The 24,233-nt window shown below is 35.4% G+C and carries 24 protein-coding genes and 1 pseudogene; 21 read left to right on the top strand and 4 right to left on the bottom strand.

The features are described 5' to 3' along the window. Positions 1 to 566 (top strand): hypothetical protein (locus ACHABW_RS15870; RefSeq protein WP_435756563.1); only part of this gene is annotated, 566 nt, incomplete at its 5' end. A 178-nt stretch (positions 567 to 744) separates the two neighbouring features. Next, entirely contained in the window at positions 745 to 1,599 is an 855-nt protein-coding gene (locus ACHABW_RS15865) for an Rpn family recombination-promoting nuclease/putative transposase (RefSeq protein ID WP_435756561.1), read from the top strand. Positions 1,600 to 1,984: 385 nt separating this feature from the next. On the opposite strand, the gene ACHABW_RS15860 is transcribed toward ACHABW_RS15865, so the two are convergent. Then, positions 1,985 to 2,131 carry a hypothetical protein gene (locus ACHABW_RS15860; RefSeq protein WP_435756559.1) on the bottom strand — a complete coding sequence of 49 codons (147 nt, stop codon included), beginning with the start codon at positions 2,129 to 2,131 and terminating at the stop codon, positions 1,985 to 1,987. Positions 2,132 to 3,258: 1,127 nt separating this feature from the next. On the opposite strand from ACHABW_RS15860, the gene ACHABW_RS15855 reads away from it, so the two are divergent. Beyond that, positions 3,259 to 4,059 carry a hypothetical protein gene (locus ACHABW_RS15855; RefSeq protein WP_435756557.1) on the top strand — a complete coding sequence of 267 codons (801 nt, stop codon included), beginning with the start codon at positions 3,259 to 3,261 and terminating at the stop codon, positions 4,057 to 4,059. Positions 4,060 to 4,097: 38 nt separating this feature from the next. Further along, positions 4,098 to 4,313 (top strand): hypothetical protein, encoded by a 216-nt coding sequence (locus ACHABW_RS15850; RefSeq protein WP_435756555.1) that lies wholly within the window; start codon positions 4,098 to 4,100, stop codon positions 4,311 to 4,313. Here the strand turns inward: ACHABW_RS15850 and ACHABW_RS15845 are convergent. Continuing rightward, the gene (locus ACHABW_RS15845; protein WP_435756553.1) at positions 4,310 to 4,492 is read right to left on the bottom strand and encodes a hypothetical protein; all 183 of its coding nucleotides are present in this window, start codon (positions 4,490 to 4,492) and stop codon (positions 4,310 to 4,312) included. The two genes, ACHABW_RS15850 and ACHABW_RS15845, sit on opposite strands and share 4 nt — an antisense overlap. Before the next feature lie 581 nt (positions 4,493 to 5,073). Here ACHABW_RS15845 and ACHABW_RS15840 point away from each other — a divergent pair. Together ACHABW_RS15840 and ACHABW_RS15835 are read left to right on the top strand one after the other, a co-directional pair. After that, positions 5,074 to 5,532: a hypothetical protein gene (locus ACHABW_RS15840; RefSeq protein WP_435756551.1), complete on the top strand. Its 459-nt coding sequence runs from the start codon at positions 5,074 to 5,076 to the stop codon at positions 5,530 to 5,532. 218 nt (positions 5,533 to 5,750) lie between these two features. Beyond that, positions 5,751 to 5,900 carry a hypothetical protein gene (locus ACHABW_RS15835; protein WP_435756549.1) on the top strand — a complete coding sequence of 50 codons (150 nt, stop codon included), beginning with the start codon at positions 5,751 to 5,753 and terminating at the stop codon, positions 5,898 to 5,900. A 368-nt stretch (positions 5,901 to 6,268) separates the two neighbouring features. Here the strand turns inward: ACHABW_RS15835 and ACHABW_RS15830 are convergent, their stop codons facing one another. Further along, complete coding sequence (locus tag ACHABW_RS15830) at positions 6,269 to 7,345, bottom strand: YeeE/YedE thiosulfate transporter family protein (protein WP_435756547.1); 1,077 nt, start codon at positions 7,343 to 7,345, stop codon at positions 6,269 to 6,271. Between the two features lie 524 nt (positions 7,346 to 7,869). Beyond that, entirely contained in the window at positions 7,870 to 8,166 is a 297-nt protein-coding gene (locus tag ACHABW_RS15825) for a YrhK family protein (protein WP_435756545.1), read from the bottom strand. A 380-nt stretch (positions 8,167 to 8,546) separates the two neighbouring features. On the opposite strand from ACHABW_RS15825, the gene ACHABW_RS15820 reads away from it, so the two are divergent. The 15 genes and pseudogenes from ACHABW_RS15820 to ACHABW_RS15750 all read left to right on the top strand — a co-directional run bounded on the left by ACHABW_RS15820 (position 8,547) and on the right by ACHABW_RS15750 (position 24,132). Further along, positions 8,547 to 8,678: a hypothetical protein gene (locus tag ACHABW_RS15820; RefSeq protein WP_435756543.1), complete on the top strand. Its 132-nt coding sequence runs from the start codon at positions 8,547 to 8,549 to the stop codon at positions 8,676 to 8,678. A 96-nt stretch (positions 8,679 to 8,774) separates the two neighbouring features. Then, the gene (locus tag ACHABW_RS15815; RefSeq protein ID WP_435756541.1) at positions 8,775 to 9,536 is read left to right on the top strand and encodes a PAS domain S-box protein; all 762 of its coding nucleotides are present in this window, start codon (positions 8,775 to 8,777) and stop codon (positions 9,534 to 9,536) included. A 721-nt stretch (positions 9,537 to 10,257) separates the two neighbouring features. Beyond that, positions 10,258 to 11,166, top strand: a complete 909-nt coding sequence (locus ACHABW_RS15810) for an NAD(P)-dependent alcohol dehydrogenase (protein WP_435756539.1) — start codon at positions 10,258 to 10,260, stop codon at positions 11,164 to 11,166. Positions 11,167 to 11,297: 131 nt separating this feature from the next. Next, positions 11,298 to 12,158: pseudogene (locus ACHABW_RS15805) on the top strand (Rpn family recombination-promoting nuclease/putative transposase). 1,219 nt (positions 12,159 to 13,377) lie between these two features. Beyond that, entirely contained in the window at positions 13,378 to 13,941 is a 564-nt protein-coding gene (locus ACHABW_RS15800; protein WP_435756537.1) for an NADPH-dependent FMN reductase, read from the top strand. 18 nt (positions 13,942 to 13,959) lie between these two features. Beyond that, positions 13,960 to 15,519 carry a BCCT family transporter gene (locus ACHABW_RS15795; RefSeq protein WP_435756535.1) on the top strand — a complete coding sequence of 520 codons (1,560 nt, stop codon included), beginning with the start codon at positions 13,960 to 13,962 and terminating at the stop codon, positions 15,517 to 15,519. A 16-nt stretch (positions 15,520 to 15,535) separates the two neighbouring features. Continuing rightward, positions 15,536 to 16,981: an NAD-dependent succinate-semialdehyde dehydrogenase gene (locus ACHABW_RS15790; protein WP_435756533.1), complete on the top strand. Its 1,446-nt coding sequence runs from the start codon at positions 15,536 to 15,538 to the stop codon at positions 16,979 to 16,981. Between the two features lie 76 nt (positions 16,982 to 17,057). Further along, entirely contained in the window at positions 17,058 to 18,035 is a 978-nt protein-coding gene (locus tag ACHABW_RS15785; RefSeq protein WP_435756531.1) for a quinone oxidoreductase family protein, read from the top strand. A gap of 27 nt (positions 18,036 to 18,062) precedes the next feature. Next, positions 18,063 to 18,755: a GntR family transcriptional regulator gene (locus ACHABW_RS15780; RefSeq protein WP_435756529.1), complete on the top strand. Its 693-nt coding sequence runs from the start codon at positions 18,063 to 18,065 to the stop codon at positions 18,753 to 18,755. 6 nt (positions 18,756 to 18,761) lie between these two features. Then, positions 18,762 to 19,913, top strand: a complete 1,152-nt coding sequence (locus tag ACHABW_RS15775) for an LLM class flavin-dependent oxidoreductase (protein WP_435756527.1) — start codon at positions 18,762 to 18,764, stop codon at positions 19,911 to 19,913. A gap of 18 nt (positions 19,914 to 19,931) precedes the next feature. Further along, a complete protein-coding gene (locus tag ACHABW_RS15770; protein ID WP_435756525.1) occupies positions 19,932 to 20,510 on the top strand; it encodes an amino acid synthesis family protein in 579 nt (192 codons plus the stop codon). 1 nt (position 20,511) lies between these two features. Next, positions 20,512 to 21,306 carry an alpha/beta fold hydrolase gene (locus ACHABW_RS15765; protein ID WP_435756523.1) on the top strand — a complete coding sequence of 265 codons (795 nt, stop codon included), beginning with the start codon at positions 20,512 to 20,514 and terminating at the stop codon, positions 21,304 to 21,306. Positions 21,307 to 21,327: 21 nt separating this feature from the next. Further along, positions 21,328 to 22,812, top strand: a complete 1,485-nt coding sequence (locus tag ACHABW_RS15760) for an aldehyde dehydrogenase (RefSeq protein ID WP_435756521.1) — start codon at positions 21,328 to 21,330, stop codon at positions 22,810 to 22,812. Positions 22,813 to 22,855: 43 nt separating this feature from the next. After that, on the top strand, positions 22,856 to 23,842 hold the full coding sequence (locus ACHABW_RS15755; protein WP_435756519.1) for a 3,4-dihydroxy-2-butanone-4-phosphate synthase: 987 nt from the start codon (positions 22,856 to 22,858) through the stop codon (positions 23,840 to 23,842). Positions 23,843 to 23,850: 8 nt separating this feature from the next. Then, positions 23,851 to 24,132 (top strand): hypothetical protein, encoded by a 282-nt coding sequence (locus tag ACHABW_RS15750; RefSeq protein ID WP_435756517.1) that lies wholly within the window; start codon positions 23,851 to 23,853, stop codon positions 24,130 to 24,132. Positions 24,133 to 24,233: the final 101 nt, after the last annotated feature.

Genomic DNA, 24,233 nt, shown 5'->3' with positions numbered 1-24,233 from the left:
CATTTCTTACATTAAACAATATGAAATGTGGGTGGAAATGTAGCTTTAGTTTATTTTATTTTCTCATAGAAAATTTATTCATCCGCATAAAAGTGTATAGGGTTTATTGGTGGAAGCCTATTTGCACTTTAATTTTACTAAATCTCTATTTTTATGTTAGTGATTTCTATAATAAAGCGCTTACAGATAAAAGAAAGTGGGCATTATCAATCACACATTATTTATCGATTAATGTAATAGCAGTTACCTTAATGTCTGCTTTACTACATCACTTTAGATTTGGTAAAGGATACCACCATTCTTGGAAAGAACATTTTGTTATAGCACCTATTTGCAGTTCCCTTTTCTCCTATATTGCTATGAAGAATGCTTCAAAACCAGGAATATTTAATCGTTTTTCAATGTTTATTTATACTGTGGTTATGGAAATATCCTTAATTTGTCTTGGGGTTTTAAAAATAAACTTCGACCGAATGTTTAAAATTATCCCTTTTTACATCTTCATGATATTTATCTCACGTTATCTCTATTTGATTATTTATCAAGAACAAAAAGCAACCAAATAATTTAAGTATTTAATATGAGGCAGGGGAAGGTTCTCTGCTTCATTTTTGTTGTTATTTTGAAGACATTAATCAAGTTTTAGACATACTGTAAAATATTGAAAATAGATATTGTCAATGTTAAAAGTTCCGTATATAATAAGTGATATAGGAATGTATGTTCGATTAAAATGGAGGGTGCATGGCTATTGACCATGATCGTTTATTTAAGGAGTTATTATCCACTTATTTTGAAGAGTTTATGATTGCATTTTTTCCTGAGGCTTATGAAGAGATTGATTTCAATGACGTGACGTTTCTTTCGGAAGAAATTTACACCGATGTGACGGCAGGGAAAAAATACCGGATTGACCTTTTAGCAGAGACGAGGCTGAAAGGAGAAGAAGCCTTGATTATCGTTCATATGGAACCTCAAAGTTATGTGCGAAAGAAATTTAATGAACGCATGTTTATTTATTTCAGCCGATTGTATGAAAAATATCGATGCAAGATCCTCCCCATTGCCATATTTAGTAACGATATGATCCGTGATGAAACTGCCTCCTTTCAGCTAAGCTTTCCGTTTGCTAATATCCTAGACTTTCAATTTTTAAAACTAGAACTAAAAAAACAAAATTGGCGTGATTATATTCGTACGCCAAACCCTGTCGCTGCTGCATTGCTGTCCAAAATGGGCTATACTAAAGATGAACGAGTTGAAGTAAAAAAAGAGTTTTTACGTATGATTGTAAAAATGAATATAGATATGGCAAGACAAACGCTAATTACCGGTTTTTTCGAAACATATATCAAACTGACGCCCTCAGAAGAAGAACAATTAATGAGTGAGGTGAAACAAATGGACAAGAAGGAAGGAGAGAAAGTCATGGAAGTGATGGTTTCTTATGAGCGGAAAGGTATGGAAAAAGGCGTAGAAAAAGAAAAAACGTCAATAGCAAAGAATATGCTAAAAAAAGAAATGGAAGTAGATCTTATTGTTGAATTGACGGGACTTAATAAAGAGGAAGTATTGAAGTTGAAAGAGGAGATGGATTGAGGCAGGGGACGGTTCTCTGCTTCATTTTTGTTGTTAGGAAGTGATCAATCGTGATTTTGTCATACAGTAAACTCTCGAAAATTCGTTTTTTAGGTTGTAGGTTTCTTAAATAATAAATAATTTAAGAGTGTATGTTCGGTTATAAGGTGATTATCACACACAAGAATGTACCATCTTTGCCTTGTATTTTACCAGTGTCATTTCGTGTACAAACGTGCTTAAATCAATAAAAATTAGTAGTCCAATTGATCAGATTGTCAGATTTGTTTGTTAAGAGGTTTGTCATTTTATGTGTTGAACTCTTTAACCGAATCCCGTTAGATTTATATATTCAGCGCTCAAAATTACTTTTATATTAATTTATATATTCCAAATACAACAGACTCTACGATTTATTTCTAATTTTATCTATTTTCCTCTTTGTATTTCTAATCTTTTCTTCACGTTTTTCTTTCTTCCTCTTTAATACCTCTTCCATAGACGGTTGTGGCACAGATTTTGGCCACTTCCTTAGATCAATTATCTTTTTCATGCATTTATCCTTCTTTCGCATTAAATTAATTGCAGCTTTGGCCTCAGCGATTCGTCGCTCTCTTTGCTGTTTTCGTTCCGTATTTATTTGGCGTTGGGATTTAAGCACAAGTTCCTTTACTACTGGCAAATAACATTAGAATACACGTATCATCAGATCTAACTATATCTGCATATAAGAGATAGACCTATAAAAAATTAATCAGTTTAGTAATATGAACCAGCGTAACCGTTACATACTTATTTAAGGCATAGTAATATATCAACATATATGAAGTTCTAATAAAATGGAGATTTACATAAATATACTTCGACATATATTCCAATATTCCTACCATAAAAAGACAGAGGTATTGAAATAATGAAAGATGCTCCAAATATTTATACGGATAATACATTAGACTGGATTAACTATTTAGTGCGATCACTAACCCAAACTGCTTAGTATGGTGAATCTTAGAGTTTACGATCGAAAAAGTACTTGAGAAAAAACAAGAACACTTGTTCTTTACCTTTAAAAGTGTTAGAATATTCATGTAATTAAATAAAAATGAAAGAGGTGAATATTTGATATGGCAGTTAAACATGTCCCAACCAATATTATTCATAGTGGCGTTAAGGGTGGAACGACAGGATGTGGCTCTAATACTCGTGAACATAGTAGCCACTGGGTTGAAAGTCATTCTAAAATCGATTGTGACAAAAATGGATGCAAAAATTAAAATTAAGCAATTTAGAACGGAGTGCTTGCAACCAAAGTTCTCCGTTCTTACTCTTAGGTAATTATAAAGTATTTAATAATAATAGACTGAAAAAAAACTAATATATAACAGATAGATCCTCACTGCTTCTCCAATTTAAATCTAAGAGAAATTACTATAAAATCATTGCAAAGGGGAATTTTTCATGTAATAGTGCCAGGTAGAGGATAGCTTTAATAGTGTAAGGAAATTTGAGCTATCAAATAGAAAATAGAAATATTATGATGAGATAAGGCCAAGTACAACAATAGTAACCTAACTAAATACATTAATGGATATATAACCCAAGTACTTTTATTCAGTTTGTTGGTACTACATATTTGTCTAGTTTTCTTCGTTTTATTTTAGAAAAAAGAGGAGCAAAACGATGGTTAAATCAAGGTTCTTTCAAGTGATTTTAAGATTGTTAGACTGGGCTGATAAAAGGAAGAAAGAGCTTCACTTTCTTTCAATGACTTTTTTTATCGTTTTCGCAGCTATGATGGGTGGGAATGTATACTATAAATATAGCAAAAACCCTATGTTTGAAAATCCAAGTACCATAGTTGAGCATTTAGCTATCCCTATATTTATTAGCTTGTTTACAATAGCGTTAGTGTTGTTTTTTGGGATGTTTTTCACATCCTTTGTTATGATGGCCCCTTTTAAAAAATTAAAGCTTTTCAAAATGGAATTAGAATTTGATGATAAATATGCAAAAGAAATAATGATAGCAAATCAATTTACATTTATCTCAACAATGTTGCAAAATAATTCTCAAACTATAAAGGAAATGATAAGTGAAAATTCAACTGAGTTAAACGATGTAGTTGAAAAGTTATCGTTAAATTATAAAAGGTTTGTTAATGAATATAACAGTGGAGCCTGTCTTGAAATTGATGTTTGTAAGGAAGAAGATGTGGTTGCAAAACAAGAACAAAAATTATTAGAGGAAATTAAAAGGTCATCATATATCAGTAATGCTTATGTTAATCGTATTTTGAGTGGGAATAATTTAATGGTAGGATTAGTTGAGGTTTCTAAAGAATTAGATAATGTTGTCATTATTACAAGAAGCAATTATGACTATCCCTTTGATCATTATGACAACGAATCATTAGCTAGTGTAATAGAATACTCCATTATTGATGATAAATATGATAACTTTTTTGCCGGAAGACACAGATGAAAGTACGGATGACAGTGGAAATGAGAAGGAATGATGGTATGAAAATATCATCGCATATGATAAAATATCAATTAAAGGAGGCGGTTTTGATGTGTGCACCTTCAAGAGACAAGGAAAAAAAGGTATACACAAAGGATCAAAAAGCCGTTTTAAATAAGTACGGAAAAATACAAAAAGGTGACAATGATAAAAAAAGTACATCAGCAGATTTCTTTAGGAATTTAGATAAAAGAATAAAAGAAGCAAACCGCTAGTAACCTTGCTTGCGGTTCTTTTTATTTTGCGAAAAGGATCTATCTATTGGATTATTAAAAGGAATGACAAAAATTTCTCCGGTTTGAATATTTATGCCTTGTAATGGTCTAGAAGGTTTCATTGATTTATTTGAAGAATATTTGTTTAGTAAATGCTTTAATACTTCATTATTACTCACTTAGTTCACTCCTTTCATCATATATTATGAATAATGTGTAAAACATATTCTTTTATTAAATAGTTAATGTGAGGCAGGGGACGGTTCTCTGCTTCATTTTGTTGTGACTTTGAAGCCATTAATCAAGTTTTTGACATACTGTAAAATATTGAAAATTGTATTGTGGATGTTAAAAGTTCCGTATATAATAAATGATATAGGAATGTATGTTCGATCAAAAGAGTAGGGTGCCAGTGGCAAACTCTACACCGATGTGACGGCAGGGAAAAAATACCGGATTGCCCCTACGATACGTGGTAGAACAGCTACCTTCTAAATAATCTTTTCCTTTTGCCAAATTCGTAGACTTTCCATTTTTAAAACTAAAAAAATTTGGCATGACTTTATCCGTACACCGAACTCTGTAGTCGCTGCATTGCTGTTGAAAATGGGCTAGAAGTAAATTTTATAGTTGAGATGAGAGGATTTAGGAAAGAAATATAACAGCCATAATTTTATATATAGATGACTTATCTTAAAATTATTCTCAAGAACCTAGTGACTCAAAGTGGACCATTTAACAAAAAGTGAGGTGAAAAAAGATGGGGTATAATCATTCATGGATGTTAAAAACACCATTTACAAAAGGATTTATTGAAGATGTAAAAGAATGCATAGAAGATTATCATGATATACTGGTAAATGTTAATATGTCAGAACAAGAAATAAAGTTTGATGGCTTAGGTGAGGCGGGGTTTGAAACATTTTGGTTTAGGCGAACTGTTGGTGGCTGGTGTAAAACCGATCAAAGAGCATATGATGAACCAATTTGTATGATATTGCTATTAGCAATACATCATTTTGGGGATGACTTTACGCTTGGTTCTTCAGGGTTATCCCAGATTACAAAAGACATGTTTCAACAATATCGGTTAAATGACTATTGGCCAGAAGCTTTAGAAAAAGTGAAAGATCAATTTGGATATAGCTTTAAAATAGTACAGGATGATACTCATCAACAAGATACCTGGTATTATGTTAGTTTAATATCCGGAAACTAGATAAGCTTTTTCCATCTACGAACAATAATAGAACCCGAGAAGTCAGTAATTCGAGTCATAAACGAAAGCCTGTAGAGGTGTAAACTTTCTAGGCTTTTTTCTCTTTAATGCCTTATATTTCGCTTCTAATAAAGTAATAAGGTTTACTTTAGTAAAATAAGGTATATTATATTTGTTGAATAGATTATCTTTAAAGAAAAGAAAAGTAGGTGAACAAAGTGGGGAAATATCAATTGGATTCCAAAAGTAAGGTAGCAGTGACAAAGTTTCAAGAAAAACAGAAGCCTGCCAAATTTGATAAGAAGCAGCAACTTGAAAAAATACGTGCTGAGTATTTGAAAAAGAAGCAAAAACAAACAGAGAAATAATATGAATGAAAACATAGGAAGCCCAAAACCTTCCTATGTTTTTCTTATTCGAAATTATTTTTTTGGTGTCAGTGCTTATCATATGATATTCGATTTTTTTATTGATGAAAGGAGAGAGTGGTTTAGTTCATGGATTGGTAATTGTCGGTTTGGTTATAGAAATTGATTTAGATTAAAGGGTGTTTATGGGGAAAATCATAAAGAGTATCTATCTTTTAATAGAAAAGGTACCGACTTTGATGGGATACGTATAATCATTTATAAAAATAATGACAAACATCCTGTGAGATCATCGATCTGCACAGGATGTTTTTGAATTTTTGATTATCTGTTAGGGTACCGGGGAAAAAATGACATACGATATTGACTTATTTAGAGGCTAGAAAAGGAATTTTCCGGCTGATGATATAGGCTGTATAAACCCCGGTTACTGCCATGCCTGTCCAGATCCAGGCATGCAAACTCATGGATGCAATACCACTGAAATAAGCGCCTACGTTGGCTCCCGATGATATAGTCGCTCCGTAACCCATAAGTAGACCCCCTAACAAGGTAATACCCGCCATTCGAATGGTAATCTTCGCGAAACGAAAAAGACCAGCAAGTGCCATCGTAATGAGTGCACCTGTTATTATTCCAAAATTTAATACACTAATACTACTAGTGAAAACGGAATCGGTTAGTTCGTTAACAGGTTCCTGTTCTCCCCAGTAACTCCATGATACAGGATCAAACCCCATTTGATCAGCGAGCTTTGAGCCCCATAAGGTAAATGCACCTGTTACTTTCCAAGGGCTGCCTTGTACCATAAGCACTGCGGCATTTAATAGGGCGAAGGCTGTAGCACCGACCCAGATTGGCCAGGTTCGAAACAGAATTTCCGTCCGATTTGTTCCACGAGGCATCGGTGGAAGGGGAGGTGGTAGTTTCCGTTTTTGGTGTAAATAGGTTCCGATAATAACGGTGGCAAAGATGACGGTTTGAAGAAGCCATGCGCCTGTAAAACCGAGTGGCGTATCTTCAGCGATTGACACAGCTGGTGTATTTGGCAACGTAGTGTTCCAAAAAGCGAAATGTGGGGCTCCAATGGTGGCCCCGATCAGAAAGCCGGAAGCGGTGAAAAGAAGCGCTGTACGGCCTCCTGTCATTTTTCTCATGGCCTGTGGTGCCAGGTTGCTTCCTATATTCATCCCGAATCCGAACAAAAAGGAACCAATCACTAATCCGGTACTGATAGGGGCAAGTGCTCCTTCCGGGTTTTCGCCGAAGAAGGCAGTTTGTGTGCTTATAATAAGAGCAAACAAGGTGGTTGTAATCAGCAGCTTCTGCATGTGTCCACGAAGCATCTCAGTATTACCGTCCTCAAAAATCTGTTTGTAGACGGAAGCAAATCCATAGTTCGTATGAAATAAAGTATATCCAATAAGAAAACCTAGAAGAAGCAACAAGACAAACTGCCAGCCGGAATGTATGTATGAAAATACCAGCAGAGCTCCGCCAATTGAAAGGATGAACCAGACAATGGGATTCTGCGATGGTGGATAAGAGGGACGAGTAGTTTGTTCTTTAGACACAATAATTATCCTTTCTGTGTGAATATATCACTTTTGCCTCATGAATTTATGCAGATGAATATAGTCTGTTTAATGTATTTAATAAACCAAACTATCACTCTATGTATTTACAAATATAAGAGATTTTAAACTTCCGATTTTTCTTCTAGAAAAATCACTGTAAGAATTTCGATTTAAAGAAAGCGAACCACTAAAAAATAGAAATGAGGATTTAACAAGCGAGGTATTGAAACTCAGAAGAAAATATGCCAATTTACTTGAAGAATCATCAATTGACTAAAAGAAACCTCTATTGAATATTATTCAAAGAGGTTTCTTTTTGCCTAAATTAGCATTATTTTGTGCTTCTGCAGTTTTAAGAAATTCTAAGATTAACGAAGTCATGCATCTGCTGATCAATCAATAATAGATTCTTGTTGCTGAGCTTCGTCCATTTTTTGTTGTTCAACCATTATATTTTCTTTTATGCTTTGAATAGACCGAGCAGCTAATATTAAGCTTCCCGTTAAATAAAGTATGGTCCCAATAATAACAGCAAAGCCTAAGAAGTGAAGGAGACTTCCGAATAAAAAGGAAAACGCGATTAGCACGTCGTTGACTGTTTTCAACAGCCTGCACTGTTTTTTAAAAACAATCCGGGAAGTTCCACATCTTATATCTAACATATCTTCCTTATTCTTGATGCTTAGCATGTCAATTCCTCCTTTATGAAGACATCTTTCGCGACGGAATTACACTATATATGTTGTATTACGCGGAAATTAACTAGTTTAATTTGAATAGAACCTATTATATCTTGAATAGTAATGTTATCTGCTTATATCTTGATAATTACCGAATTTTCTAACGCTAAAACTCTATATAAATGAAATTAATTTAATATTAATAAACAGTAATTCAGTGTAATATTTTCAAAGACATTTGATAAGATGCAGGGGACGGTTCTCTGCTTCATTTTTGTTGTGTGAATGATGTAATATTTCTTGTTTTAGACATACTGTCATATATCGTAAAAAGGATAGCACTTATCATTGCCGATCCTTTGGATGGAGACCATGGTGGAGTGCTTCGAGTGACAAACTTTGATGGGGAAGCAGAGATAGAACTTCTAACAGATTCCCTCGATGGATATTCAATTCATTTTGTTGACACTGTGGTAGTGGCAAAAAACGGTTTGATTCATTTTTCTTTGGCAGTATGTTAATCAACAAAATTGTATAATCCTTTGCCTTATTGAACAAAATTCTTCTTCTTGTGTATAACGACAAAATGATTTACTCTTTGTTTAGGGAGTGATAGCATGAGTGAAAATATTGAAGGTATTAATTACAAAGAAGTAATTGAATATGCGCTTGATCCGCTAATTGTTCATTCGCAATTGAAGATAATATATATAAATGAAGCAGCAGAAAATTTTTTTAGAGCTTCAAAAGACGAGATCATTGGGGCAAGTCCTTTGGATATCTTTAAAAGCACCTCTAAACCCGCGATTATAAAAAGAATATCTGGGGCTTATAGTGAACCAGCAGAGCTTATTGAAGAAACGATCTATAGAATGGATGAGACCTCCGTTGATGTTGAGTTATATTGTCATCCTATCAAGATAGGGGAAACAAAAGCCATTCAAACTTATGTAAAAGATATCACAGAAAGAAAAAAACAAGAAAAAGTACATAATGAAATGAATGTACAAATAAATGAACTAGCCACGAAAATTGTACCACTTTTAGAAGGCATTGCTGTACTTCCATTGTTAGGAGAAATAAATTCGGATAGGGCAAATATACTTTTAGAATTAGTACCGGTCAATGTTCAAGAGCAAAAGGTAAGCTGTTTGATTATCGATTGTTCAGGAATTTATAAAATTGACCATTTAGTTATGAACTTTTTTTCTGAAATTAACAGTGTACTAGAATTACTTGGGGTAAAGTGCGTTTTGACTGGGGTAAGGCCCCAATTAGCTTTAGAAGCAGTTACATTTGGCCTCAACTTAAAAAACGTCATTACTTTTCCCGATGTTAAGAAAGCCTTATACTTTTTAGGGGTAAATAATACAAAGTGAAGTGATTAATCGTGATTTTGCCATCCCGTAAACTCTCGAAAAATCGTTTTTTAGATGTTGTAGGTCTTTAAATAATAAACAATATAAGAATGTATGTTCGATTACAAAGTTTTTTACTTAATAACAAAAAAGTATCCATCATAGCTAGCAGATTTAAAGGTACTTTGGTAACTTTTTATGATATGAGTATGAGAGAAAAGTGATTATATTGATTATAACCACAAGAATGTACCATCTCTACCATGTTTTTTACCAGCAGTTGCCACGAAATTTACCACTTGCTGTCAACACGTTTACCAGTAGAAAAACGCCAAGGATTTTGAAATGAAAAGCCTAATCCTCTACATTTTTAACTGAGGGATTAGGCTTTCACTTTCAGTCTTCCCTTTTGGGTTCTAAGCTCTTCAAGACAGCGATTCTTTCTGAATGGCTGTTTTTTGGTTTAGATAAGTTTCTTGAAAGATTTAGGAAGATCTAGAGGTTTGATTTGAATGTAATCTTTACTTGTGCAAGTCTTAAAATAATAAGGATTTTTAAAAGATTTATAGAAACTAAACTAATGAAACTAGTCAGGGCATACAATTTGATTACGGCCACCGTGCCAACCACGCCATCGTTTTTACCATTGAATTAATTTGAACTGATGTAGGTAGTACATGTATCAAAGGGTGATGGTGTCACGCATTTAATGAAGAAAGATTATGTTCAAGGAGGGGAAAGCATGAGAGCAGTTGTATATACCAAATACGGCTCACCCGATGTTCTTCAGCTGAAAGAGGTAGAAAAACCTTCACCCAAGGACAATGAAATACTGGTGAAGATATTTGCGACTACAGTAACAGCGGGGGATTGGCGCCTGCGAAAGGCCGACCCATTCGCTGCTAGACTTTACAATGGTCTCATCAGGCCAAAAAAAGTAACCATATTAGGGTTTGAGTTAGCTGGGGAAGTTCAAGAAGTAGGTAAAGCTGTGGAACGATTTAAGAAAGGTGATCATGTTTTTGCGTTCTGTGGTATTGGCTTTGGTGCATATGCCGAGTACAAATGTTTGCCTGAAGATGGAGTAGTGGCCATAAAACCGGAAAATATGACTTATGAGGAGGCCGCCGCTGTTCCTACTGGTGGAATAACTGCCTTAAATTTTCTTAGGAAAGGTAAAATTACGAGTGGAATGAAGGTTCTTATTTATGGAGCTTCTGGAAGTGTAGGTACTTATGCGGTGCAGCTTGCCAAATATTATGGTGCGGATGTAACAGGGGTATGCAGTACCACGAATCTTGAAATGGTCAGAGCTATAGGAGCCGATATGGTCATTGATTATAAGAAACAGGATTTCACAGCAAAGGGAGAAAGGTATGATTTAATCTTTAATGCCGTTGGGAAAAAAATATCAAAAATATCAAAATCAACGTGTAAAAAAGTGCTTCGCGCAAATGGAAAATATGTGAGTGTAGACATGTCACATAAACCTCGTGTGGAAGATCTAAACTTCCTCAAAGAGCTCATTGAGGCTAGTAAAATCAAACCGGTCATAGATAGAAGCTATACGTTGGAACAAATTCCCGAAGCTCATAGCTATGTCGAACAAAAACACAAGAAGGGGAACGTAGTCATAACTGTCAGGAAATGATGCCGGGGACGGTTCTCTGCTTCATTTTTGTTTTGTGAATGAAGCAATAAATCAAGGTTTTTAGATGTTGTAAAATTTTGAAAATTAGTATTGTAGATTTTAAAAATCCCGTATATAATAAACGCATGGGAATGTATGTTCGATCAAATAGGAGGGTGTTATTTAAGGAGTTATTGTCCACGTATTTTGAAGAGTTTATGATTGCATTTTTTCCTGACGCTTATGAAGAGATTGATTTCAAAGACGTGAGATTTCTATCAGAAGAAATCTACACCGATGTGACGGCAGGGAAAAAATACCGGATTGACCTTTTAGCAGAGACGAGGTTGAAAGGAGAAGAGGCCCTGATTATCGTTCATATGGAACCTCAAAGCTATGTGCAAAAAGAATTCAGTGAACGGATGTTTAATTATTTTAGCCGATTGTATGAAAAATATCGACGCAAAATCCTCCCAATTGCCATTTTTAGTTTTGAAACGATTCGTGATGAAACTGCCTCCTTTCAGATAAACTTTCCTTTTGCCAATATCCTAGATTTTCAGTGTTTAAAACTGGAACTGAAAAAACAAAATTGGCGCGATTTTATTCGTACGCCAAACCCTGTTGCCGCTGCATAGCTCTCCAAAATGGGCTATACTAAAGATGAACGAGTTGAAGTAAAAATAGAGTTTTTACGAATGATTGTAAAAATGAATATAGATATGGCTAGGCAAACGCTAATCACCGGTTTTTTTGAAACGTATATAAAACTGACGCCCCCAGAAGAAGAAAAATTAATGAAAGAGGTGAAAAAAATGGACAAGAAGGAAGGAGAGAAGGTCATGGAAGTAATGGTTTCATACGAGCGGAAAGGCATGGAGAAAGGAATTGCATAAGAAAAAGTATCTGTAGCAAAGAATATGCTAATAAAAGGAACAGATTTGGAATTCATTGTTGAAGTGACAGGCCTTAAGAAAGAGGGAATTTTGAAATTGAAAGAGGAAATCGATTGAAGCAGGTTTTCTGCTTCTTTTTATGTTGAAGACGCTGGAAGCACCGACCCTATGAAAGTAAAAAAACTTGTATAATGAGGTTTTCTTCATAAAGTATAGCAACTTGCTTGGATGCAATCAACGGACACTAGTAAGTAAAGTAAGTAAAGTAGCTAAATATATACATACTAACTCTTATGATTACTGGATTTCCTTTCAAGAGGAAAATCATTAACTTGTCAGACTAAAAATTATATACATATCATCATTTATCAAACAGAAGATGGTGATACTAAATTAGAAGTTCCTATAAAAAATAAAACCGTTTGGATGACGCAAAAAAACTATTTCGGAATTGTATCAAAAAGTTGTTAAAACGATTAATGAACATATAAAAAAATTCTATAGTGAAGGTGAACTTTATGAAACTTCAACTATTCGGAAACCGAATAGATCAACTGAAGGAAAACAAGAAATTGAGAGAATTAGAGCCTAATGGCTAAATGGATTACTCAAGCTTTTACCGGTTGAAAGTAGGATTCTCTGGCTCTGGTTGTATATGATTGAAGCAAAGAATAGTCCCTGAGATCCATGTGAAAGTGAAACAGTGATTCTAAATGAATTGCTGTTTTTTTCGGTGCAATCAATGTCTCGAAAGGGTAAAAAGGTTGTCGATCAAACACGGTTTTAGAATAAGTAACTTCCCCCCACGTTACGGACATATGTTTGGTGTAGTGTATATACTAAATGATATTTGAAAAAACTATTATTTCAGAAAATAATCAAACGAATAAATAAAAGAAATAAGATTAATTACGAAGGAGAAAAACGATCATACACGATAGAGCTGATTACAAATTTTTTCGAAGTATTTATTTAGCATTTTTCTCGGACATTGTTTATTGATAGGTTGATAATCTATTAACAATTTCAGTGCCTTGGAAAAAATTACTGATGAAACAGAAAGTGAAATTTATAAAAAAACCTAAATATATTGCACAGTATTGCGAGTTCACAGAATAAAATCATATTGGAGTTTTTAGACACTTGATAGAATTATATGAAAAATCATTAGTTTATAAACATTTATTATTCAAAATATATTGACAATATAAAAAGAGTATTGTAAATTAGAATCACTGGTATGGTACATGCAACATGCTGCAATTTGCATGTGAATGAGAGTCATTACTTTTTCTGAGGAATTACGTAGAGACATTAAAAAAGGAGATGGTTATTTATGAGATTACTAGGGATATCTGGAACAATTGTAGGGAGTAAAACAGAAATTGCAGTAAAGAAAACTTTGGATAATGTGAATAATTTTGAGTCGGAGATTGAAACAGAATTTTTAAACCTAAAAGATTACGACTTACAGTTTTGTGATGGGAGAGACCCTTCTAATTACGAAGGGGATACTAAAAAAGTAATTGATAAAATATGCGAAGCGGATTGTTTTGTCATCGGTACTCCTGTTTTTCAAGGTTCACTTACTGGAGCATTAAAAAATCTTTTAGATCTTCTGCCAGCCAGTGCCCTTAGACACAAAGTGGTTGGATTTATAGCAACTGGAGGTACTTTCCAACATTATTTAGTGATTGAGAATCAGTTAAAACCTATAGCTGGTTATTTTAGATCCTATGTAGCTCCAAGTTGTGTTTATCTTAATGATTCTCACTTTAGTGAAAGAAAAGAAATTATAGATGAAGATATTATAAAGAGGTTGGATGAATTGGCCAAAGAACTAATTTTTATGCAAACAAAACTGAAAAAAGAAGATATAGGGCTAGAAGTAAGTAATTAAATTTTAAGGAGGTATAAAGTGAAAAATACAAATTTCAGAAAAAGTGTTGACTGGCCAGTTTTTATTATAAGTGGTGGATTATTGGTTATTTTTGTAATTATGTCTCTAATCACTACTGATGGAGTTGCTAATTTTGTAAACGCTTCCTTTAGTTTATCTATAACATATTTTGGCGCTTACTGGCAGCTGCTATTATTAGGAACCTTCTTTGTAGGTCTAGTTTTAGCGTGCTCGAGGTATGGTAAAGTTCGACTGGGAAATACAGATAAACCTAAAATGAGCTTTTTTAAGTGGTCATCAATAATTGTGGTTTCAGGTTTAGGTGCGGGTGGAGTGTTTTGGGCTGCGGCCGAACCTATGTATTACTTTATGGAGATTCCACCTATGCATGAAGGTATAACGGCGGGAACTCAAGAAGCGGTTGCTGTAGGAATGTCTCAAAGTTTTATGTCCTGGGGGTTTACTGCTTGGGCTGTATACGGAGCAATTAGTGCGATAATCATTATGTATGCTCATTACAATAAAGGGTTAAAACTAAAACCACGAGCATTACTATATCCAATATTTGGTGAAAAGATTGAGAATAATAAATGGGGGGCAGCAACAGATATATTTTGTATTATAGGAGCCGTTGCTGGAACTATAGGTACCGTTGGTTTTTTTGGCTTTCAATTTAGTTATTGGTTAAATGATATTTTTGGAGTGCCAGACGTATTACTGACTCAATTGCTTGCAGTTGGCGGCTTAATAACAATTGTAATTATTTCTACCATTACAGGAATTGAAAAAGGAATTCAATTCTTAAGTAGAGTTAATGTCTGGATGGCAATTTCAGTTGGGGCCTTTATATTAGTAGTGGGTCCAGGTGGTTTCTTAATTGATACTTTTATTTCTTCATATGGAACCTATCTCACTGAATTTATCAATATTAGCACTTTTCGCGGCGATAATGATTGGTCAGGTTACTGGATGTTATTTTTCTTCGGATGGTTTATTGGTTTTGGTCCCTTAATGGCAATTTTGGTTGCAAGAATCTCACAGGGACGTACTATTCGAGAGGTGTTTTTTACTGTTTCTATCGTAACTTCATTGGCATCTCACCTTTGGTTTACCATTTTAGGTGGAAGTGGTATCTTCTACGAGCTAGGTGAAACTGGTTCGATCAGCGGCCCTTTGTTCGAAAATGGACTTCCTGCTGCCATCATTGCTATTGCGAACCAGTTACCTTTAGGCGGGATAATGGTTATAGTTTTTCTTGTGTTAACTGTTTCTTTTGTGGTCACAACTGCTGACTCCATGTCCTATTCCGTATCTATGGCTGTAACGGGGGAAGGAGATCCACCCAAAATAGTGCGAGTATTCTGGGCAGTCATTATAGGTGCGATATCTGTTATTTTAATAAATATTGGAGAAGGAAGTATTAGTGCGTTGCAATCATTTATAGTGGTCACAGCTGTTCCAATTTCTATTATAATGTTACCTTCCTTATGGCATGCTCCAAAAATTGCGAAAATAATGGCAGAAGAACAGGGCATAACAAAGACAAAACAAGATGATTACAAAAAAAAGACTAGTTAATAATGGAGGATCCTATATGTATACAAAAAAAAGTACAATAACAGGAAGAAATTTGATAAATGGAGAATGGAAAAATAATGAATTACAAACATTTAATGTAACCAACCCAGCAAACGGCGAGATAGTAGGAACTGCTCCTAATGCTAGTGAAGAGCATGTAACAGACGCTATTGAAGCAGCACATAAAGCTTTTGGAACCTGGTCAAAAAAGACAGCTTATGAGCGAGGAGAAATCCTTGAGATATATTATAATTTAATTCTAGCAAACAAAGAAACATTAGGTGAGATTATTACATTGGAAATGGGAAAACCTTTGAGAGAAGCTATAGGAGAGGTAGAATATGCAGCGTCTTATATTAAATGGTACGCCGAACAAGGGAAACGTATTTATGGAGAAATAATTCCGCCCCATATTGGAAATAAGAGAATGCAAGTTTGGAAAAGACCTGTTGGTGTCGTAGTAGCTATTACACCTTGGAACTTTCCGGCAGCGATGCTAACAAGAAAAATAGGACCGGCATTAGCAGCAGGGTGTTCTGTTATGATTAAACCGTCTAGTGAAACCCCGTTAACGGCTATAAGATTAGTAGAGTTAGCGGAAGAAGCTGGTTTTCCTCCGGGAGTGGTTAATTTAGTGACCGGTTCTTCTTCCATGATTTCAAATACTGTTTTCAATCATAAAGCAGTAAGTAAAGTTACTTTTACAGGGTCAACAGAAGTAGGTAAAAAATTAATGGTGCAGGCATCAAATCAACTTAAAAAGTTGTCGTTGGAGCTTGGAGGTCATGCTCCGATGATTATTTTAGATGATGCTGATATTGATAATGCAGTAGAGGGGGTCCTTTCCTCGAAATTTCGCAATGCAGGCCAAACTTGTATATGTGGTAATAGAATATACGTACAGTCAGGCATATACGAGGAGTTTATAGAAAAGTTTTCAGCACAAGTGATGAAACTAAAATTGGGCAATGGATTACAAAAGCAAACAGATATAGGGCCATTAATCAACCATTCTGCATTTGAAAAAGTCGAAAGACAAGTGAAAGATGCGGTACAAAAAGGGGCAAATTTAGTGTGTGGAGGAAATGCCCAAGAAGAACTTGGAGAAAATTTTTATCAGCCTACTGTTTTAAGAGACGTCAATCATTCTATGTTAGTGATGAACGAGGAAACCTTTGGTCCAGTGGCTCCAATTCACCCATTTAACTTAGATAGGGAGGCAATTGATTTTGCAAATAATTCACCTTTTGGTTTAGCTGCATATGTCTTCACAGAGAGTGTAAGCCGAGGAACACATGTGATCGAGAACCTGGACTATGGAATCGTAGGTTGGAACGATGGAGCCCCGTCAGCCGCGCAAGCTCCTTTCGGTGGTATGAAAGAGAGTGGACTTGGTAGAGAAGGAGGTCATCAAGGAATTGAAGATTATTTGGAAAGTCAGTATATATCTATCAAAGTATGATTGACTCATACATGAAAAGGAGTTATGATTAAATTAACTTGTATGGTACATGCAAGGTACAGTTAGGAGGGATATCTTGAAGGCAATTGTAGTTTCTGAATTTGGGGACCCGGATACATTAATATTAATAGATAAACCAATTCCAAAAGTGAATGAAAACCAATTATTAATCAAGGTAAAAGCAACAAGTGTAAACTATGCTGATATTAAAATGAGAACAGGGAGTTACCCAGGGGAAAAACAACTACCTTTTACTCCAGGGTTAGATGTAGCTGGCATCGTTAGTGATATAGGAAAGAATGTTGAAAAATCCTTTCTTGGCCAGAACGTCGTAGCTTTTCCTTCTGAGGGATCATATGCAGAATATGTTATTGTCGAAAAAGACATGGCTTTTCCGATTTCATCAAAGATAAATTTCGAACAAGCAGCGGCTTTTACGCTTGCTTCGTTTGTAGCGTATGACCTTGTTTCCAATGTCGGAAAACTAGCCAAAAACGAATCATTGTTAATCCACTCCGGTAGTGGAGGTGTAGGCACATATGCCATACAGTTTGCAAAATTATTAGGTTGCCAGAATATCATTGTGACAGTAGGAAGCTCGCATAAAAAAGACTATGTTAAAAAAATAGGAGCACACCACGCTATACACTACCAAAAAGAAAATGTTAAAGAAAAAGTTTTAGAAATAACTGATGGAAAAGGTATTGATCTTATTTTTAATTCTATTGGAGGTGATACATTTCATACAGATATGAGTTACCTATCATCTTTTGGGCGTATCATTTACTATGGAAATGCCAGTAATGAAAAGGTAAGTATGGATATTGATCAGCTTTACCCTAGTAGTCGATCTGTCATTGGTTATAGTTTTGGAAAAGTTAGAAAAGAGGATCCTAGCAGAGTTGCCAATATAGCTGAAAAGATACTTCCATTATTAGAAAATGAAAGCGTTAAACTATTGACTCCGAAAGTTTTTCCAATAGAAGAAGTCGCAAAAGCCCATTCTTGGATGGAAAGTCGGAATCATATGGGTAAAATTGTCATTACGATGTAATACGTTAGATATTATTAATTGAAGGAGGTGTTTTCCATAAATACTATTTCCACATTAAGCATTACAGGTCAAGTTGTAAATGCTATTCGAACAGCTATTGTGACAGGTGAATATGAACCTGGAAGGAAATTAAGCGAAAGTAATCTATCCAAGTTTTATGGTGTTAGCCGTACTCCAATTAGGGAGTCTTTAAAACAATTAGAGCGTGAAGGTTTAGTAGAAATTATTCCAAGAGTGGGAACTTGCGTATCAAAACCTACAGAGACTGAATTGACTGAATTATTTACTGTTAAAGAGTCTTTGGAAGGTTTAGCTGCAGGTCAATTAGCAAAAAACATCGATCCAAAGATCATTGAAAGATTGGAAAAAATTGTTCAAGATATGGATAGTGCAGTAGAAAATAAAGAAAATAGTTTATATGTTGAAGCAAACCAGAATTTCCACAGTACTATCGTAGAAGGAGCGAACAATTCCAAGTTAACTTATTTACTAAATTTACTTTTAAATCAGTTGCCCTACCAACAATATGTACACTTAAGCATTGAGGTACCTAATAGATTGGAAAAATCGTTAGAAGAACATCATTCAATATTGAAAGCAATAAAAAGCGGAGACTCTGAAAAAGCAGAAAAGGTAATGCGTAAACATGTGAAAGCAAGTGGTGTTCAATTAAAGAAAGGAATCGGAGACAAACTTTTGAACAAAACAAAAGGGGAGTGACTTACATTGAAATTTGGAGTTTTTGCTAATCTAACAGGTAGAGGCCGTCATAACGAATTTAATAAAGTCCTGAATGAAGCACGAGAAGAAGCCGTGTATTGTGACGAAAATGGTTATGAATCAATTTGGTATACAGAGCATCATTTCGGTCATGAGGGGAATGAGTTAATTCCTAATCCTATATTGATGGGGGCTGATATTGCAGCAAGAACTAAGAATATTAGAATAGGTCAGGCGGCAAATGTTATTACCTTTTGGCACCCACTCCGATTAGCGGAAGACATTGCTTTGTTAGATCAACTAAGTAATGGACGTGTAGATGTTGGATTAGCCCGTGGATTATACGGTCGTGAAGCTGCGAACTTAAATACGCTTGCTGATCCGACGAACCAAGAGCAAAATCGGGCTATTTTTGAGGAAACGATTGAAGTTTTACGAAAAGCCTGGTCTAACCAATTTTTCTCACATAAAGGTAAATTCTATGAGTTTCCACCAAAAGGTCTAAAATGGGAGCACCCAATGAGTCCGCCATCAGAGGAATTTATGGATATGGAAAAAAAGGAAATTAATAAAATTTCCGTAATGCCACCTCCGTATCAAAAACCACATCCACCACTGTGGCAAACCATTGATTCACCTCGTTCTATTGTAAGGGCAGCGGAACAAAGAATAAATGGTATATTTTGGATGCCTACTGTTAAGGAATTAAAAAAACGTTTCGAACTTTATCAAGAAACAGCTTCTCAAGTAGAAGGAAAGGATAAACTTCTTGGTGAAGGACTCGCATTAGTAAGGGATGTTTATGTTGCGGATACAATGGAGCAAGCGCGTGAAGATGCTGCAGAAGCTGTTTTAAATAATTATCGTTGGATTTGTCATTGGAGAGGTCTTGGTAACTTAATGGACCCCGGTGAAGAAGTAAAACCTGACCAAGAGTTGAACTATGATTTCTTGCATAGTCGTAATCTATTATTTGGTACACCAGAATATGTGACAGAAAAAATTCAAGAATTGAAAGATGAATTAAATTTAGATCACTTGTTATTATGGGTCGATCACAACGGACTATCTCATGAGAAAAAAATGAAAAGTTTAAAACTCTTTACAGAGAAAGTAATGCCAAATTTTGTTAACGATAATCAAAAAGTAAAAATATAAAGATAGAGGTGGAGCATAATGTTAGAAGTAAGAAAATTATTCACAGCAGTAGAAGAAACTAGAATTGAAGGCGGTAAAAAGGTAGATTCACCAATCAAAATGGCAGCATCAATGGCTGTTATAAAAAATCCATGGGCTGGGCAGGGATTTGTTGAAAACTTGAAACCTAAGATTGATGAATATGCTCCAGAGCTCGGTAAACTATTGGTCCCAGAACTTCTTAAAGTACTTGGCAGTCCAGATGATATAGAAGCATTTGGGAAAGCTGGTGTTGTCGGTGTTGATGGTGAAATGGAACATGCAACTGCGTTTATTCATACCCTTAAGTTTGGTAATGTCTATCGGGACGCAGTTGAAGGGAAAAGTATACTAAGTTTTACGAACAAGCGTGGCGGACCAGGGACTGCAATAACTGTACCAATGGTTCACAAAAATGATGATGGAAAAAGATCTCATTTTTTGACATTTGAAACCAGTATAAATGATGCTCCTCGGGCGGATGAAATTATCGTTGTAATTGGTGGAGCTACCGGTGGTCGCCCACATCCAAGAACAGGTGATCGCAAAACAGATATGAAAGAGATGGGTTTAATATAGTATGCCTATCATCGGCCAAGGGTTTTCGACAACAAAATATGTAGCGCAGGGAAGCGGCCAACCTGTGATATTCATCCATGGCGTGGGTATGGACCACGCCATGTGGGAATATCAACAATTGTTTTTTGCACCGGCTTATCGGGTGATAGCATATGACATGATTTGTCATGGGGAGTCTGACCAACCTACTAAAGATGTTAATATCGTAGATTTTGCTCAACAATTAAAGGATTTAATGGAATTATTGGATATTAAGGATGCTCATATCATCGGTTTTTCCATGGGAGGAATGGTAGCTCAGCAATTTGTTCTTTTATATCCTGAAAAAGTGAAGACGCTTACACTTATGAATGTGGTAGCTGATCGAAATGAAGATGAACATCAGGCAATTCTTAGAAGAGTCCAACAAGTCAAACGAGACGGACATCTTACTACTGTCGATAAAGCAATTGAACGTTGGTTCAATCCGAATTACATCAGTGAGAATCCTAAAGTAATTAATAATGTTAAATCTAGACTTCAGCATAATGAGCACCATTCGTATTTGAAGGCGTATAATGTATTTGCAACATCAGACCAGGAATTGTGGCCGCAATTAAGTCAAATCACAAAACCTGTGTTAATCCTCACAGGAGAGAATGATGTAGGTTCGACAGCTGAGATGGCTAGAAAAATGGATATGCGCTTACCCCAATCAGAATTAGTAATTATTCCTAAGTATAGGCACATGCTGCCAATAGAAGGTGGTCATATCGTAAATGAAGTGTTATCTACATTTTTGGCAAAATACACATAATTTTTAAAGGAGGTAATCACCGTGGCAAATTTAAAACAATACAACATGTACATTAATGGGGAATGGTCTCCCCCTTCAAATGGTAAGTATTTTGAAAGCTACAATCCGGCAACAGAAGAACCATGGTGTCAGGTTGCAGATGGGCAATCGGAGGATATTGACCGAGCGGTAAATGCTGCTTATCAAGCATTTCAAAACCCGGAATGGGCAGGACTTACTTCCACACAAAGAGGTCATCTTCTTCGAAAAGTAGGAGATCTGTTATCTGATAATGTGGAAGAGCTTGCACGTTACGAAACGAGAGATAATGGTAAACTCTTTCGAGAAATGAAAGGACAACTGAGTTACATGCCACAATTTTTCTATTATTACGCAGGACTAGCCGATAAAATTCACGGGGATACTTTGCCTATTGATAAACAGGACATGTTTGTTTTTACAAATAGAGAGCCGCTGGGGGTAGTTGCTGCTATAACACCTTGGAATTCCCCACTATACTTAACGTTCTTAAAACTAGCTCCTGCACTTATTGCTGGAAATACGATTGTTATTAAGCCATCGGAGTATACTTCGGCTTCGATATTAGAATTCATGCGGATTATAGAAAAAGCTGGCTTCCCACCTGGGGTCATCAATGTAGTTACGGGCTTTGGACTAACAGCAGGAAGTCCGTTAACATCACACCGACTCGTAAGTCGTACTGCTTTTACAGGGGGAGTTGAATCTGCTCGTAAAATTGTTCGGAATTCTGCTGAAAATTTGTCAGCGCTATCATTAGAGTTAGGGGGGAAATCCCCCAATATCATTTTTGATGACGCGAACCTTCATAATGCGGTAAAGGGTGTAATTGCTGGTATTTTTGGGGCTACAGGGCAGAGTTGTGTTGCTGGATCACGTTTGTTTGTTCACCAAGATATTTATGATAGTTTCGTAGAAAAACTGGTTGCGCGTGTGAAGGAAATCAAGGTTGGTGATCCTATGAATGAGGAATCTGAAATGGGGCCTGTGGCCACAGCTGCACAATTGGAAACGATTGAAAGTTACGTGTCGTTAGCTACTGAAGAAGGAGCCCGTTTAATTACCGGTGGAAAACGTCTAGGTAATTCCGGAACCGGTTGGTATTATGAGCCAACAATTTTCGAACATATTAACACAAGTGACCGTGTTATGCAGGAGGAAATTTTTGGCCCTGTGCTTAGTATTATATCGTTTGAATCTGAAGAAGAGGTTATTCAAAAGGCAAATGATAGTAATTACGGATTAGCGGCTGGTATATGGACAAAGGATCTTGGAAGGGCACATCGTTTAGTAAAAAAAATTCAAGCAGGAATTGTCTGGGTCAATACGTATCGTAGTATTTCGCCAATGGCGCCCATCGGAGGATCTAAACTAAGTGGTTATGGTCGAGAGGGCGGGATCGAAGCCGTTTATGAATACACACAATCAAAAACAGTCTGGATAAACACATCAGAGGAATCGATGGAAGATCCATTTAAAATAAGATAGATCATTGAACTAAAACATTTTGGACAAAAGGGGGGGAGTAATAATGTCTTCCATTCAAACTTTATCTAAGCAGTTGCAACTTGGTAGGCTTGTCATTGTAACAGATGATTTCAATGAAAACGTGTCTTATTTTGTCGGTGATATTAATACTATAGAAGCAGAGAAGATTAACTTTATGATAAAAAAAGGCAAGGGGCTCATTTATGCATGCATCAGTGAGGAAAAGGCAAAACTGTTGTCGCTACCTATTATGGGAGAAGGTGGTGAAAACAGAAAGAAATTTACAGTTTCTGTGGATCATCAGACAGTAACTACTGGAATCTCGGTACAAGAACGGACAGATACAATAAAAGCTCTTAATAATGATCAAACTCAATCGTATGAATTTAATAGACCAGGTCATGTGTTTCCGCTTATCCATACTAAATATGGACTGTTCAACAACCGAAATATTGCTGAGGCTGCATCTGAATTAGTTCGATTTTACAGGGAGAGTTATGAATCCAATGCTTATATATGTGAGATATTAAATAACCAAGGTGATATTGCAAACGTTGATGAGATAAAGCAGATTGCTTTAGAAGAACGAATGGAACATATAACGATGAGTAAATTATTGAGTTTTAAAAAGCCACAAGTAATAACATCATTTAAGGGCTTAACAAAGTCGATTCCTTATGTGAATAAGACACATGCATTTCCAAATACAAATGTTACGATGAAGAGCCAGGATACTTGTTTACAATGTGGGGTATACGGAATCATCGTAAGAACTCAAAACAATACTCATCAAGGTATCATGCATGTTAATGAAACTGATCATGATGCAGCAAAAAAAGTGTACGATATATGTTTATTAGATTCTCTTAACTCTTTGGACTATGAACAAGTAGAAGTGGAGGTTAAATTTTACTTGCGAGATTTACGAGTATTTGCTTCTTCTTCTATTGATGATTTAGTTGTTCGTTATCGATATGATTATGATCATGCCTTGCGACTTTTTAGAATCATAGAAGAGAAAGTGAGGTGATCTTTATAATGTATGATACTCAAATGAAACTCCCACACTATCCAGATCTACATTTTGTTAATTACTGTTGTAATATATATGGTATCAACCGTGGGGTCTATAATGTTATCGACCAGTGGTTTTTTGATAAAGGTATAGTAACTATTGTTGAGAGAAGAGAAATAATAATTACATTTTTGAAACGCGTGCACTTTGATACTTATCCTGTAAGGTTTGGTCATGGGGGATTGAAAGACGCCTTAGTTAATTTTTATGAAAAATATAATTTTCAGACAGCCAATACAATATGAAAAAAACATACTTATAAGGTTCCAAAAACATCTTGCTGTATTTTTCAGCTAGATGTGACTAAAAACTTAGTCCTGCAATCCTAATTAACGTTGAAATGATT

The organism is Salipaludibacillus sp. CF4.18 (genome assembly GCF_051262595.1).
In the GTDB taxonomy this organism is placed as follows: Bacteria; Bacillota; Bacilli; order Bacillales; family Salisediminibacteriaceae; genus Salipaludibacillus; species Salipaludibacillus neizhouensis.
Note: the sequence above shows the minus strand (reverse complement) of the source record. Positions and strands in the feature narration are given on the sequence as shown.

Coding starts and splice junctions, on each gene's coding strand:
- ACHABW_RS15865 (WP_435756561.1), top strand. CDS start 745: ATGGCTATTGACCATGATCGTTTATTTAAGGAGTTATTATCCACTTAT.
- ACHABW_RS15860 (WP_435756559.1), bottom strand. CDS start 2,131: ATGAAAAAGATAATTGATCTAAGGAAGTGGCCAAAATCTGTGCCACAA.
- ACHABW_RS15855 (WP_435756557.1), top strand. CDS start 3,259: ATGGTTAAATCAAGGTTCTTTCAAGTGATTTTAAGATTGTTAGACTGG.
- ACHABW_RS15850 (WP_435756555.1), top strand. CDS start 4,098: ATGAAAATATCATCGCATATGATAAAATATCAATTAAAGGAGGCGGTT.
- ACHABW_RS15840 (WP_435756551.1), top strand. CDS start 5,074: ATGGGGTATAATCATTCATGGATGTTAAAAACACCATTTACAAAAGGA.
- ACHABW_RS15825 (WP_435756545.1), bottom strand. CDS start 8,166: ATGCTAAGCATCAAGAATAAGGAAGATATGTTAGATATAAGATGTGGA.
- ACHABW_RS15815 (WP_435756541.1), top strand. CDS start 8,775: ATGAGTGAAAATATTGAAGGTATTAATTACAAAGAAGTAATTGAATAT.
- ACHABW_RS15810 (WP_435756539.1), top strand. CDS start 10,258: ATGAGAGCAGTTGTATATACCAAATACGGCTCACCCGATGTTCTTCAG.
- ACHABW_RS15800 (WP_435756537.1), top strand. CDS start 13,378: ATGAGATTACTAGGGATATCTGGAACAATTGTAGGGAGTAAAACAGAA.
- ACHABW_RS15790 (WP_435756533.1), top strand. CDS start 15,536: ATGTATACAAAAAAAAGTACAATAACAGGAAGAAATTTGATAAATGGA.
- ACHABW_RS15770 (WP_435756525.1), top strand. CDS start 19,932: ATGTTAGAAGTAAGAAAATTATTCACAGCAGTAGAAGAAACTAGAATT.
- ACHABW_RS15765 (WP_435756523.1), top strand. CDS start 20,512: ATGCCTATCATCGGCCAAGGGTTTTCGACAACAAAATATGTAGCGCAG.
- ACHABW_RS15755 (WP_435756519.1), top strand. CDS start 22,856: ATGTCTTCCATTCAAACTTTATCTAAGCAGTTGCAACTTGGTAGGCTT.
- ACHABW_RS15750 (WP_435756517.1), top strand. CDS start 23,851: ATGTATGATACTCAAATGAAACTCCCACACTATCCAGATCTACATTTT.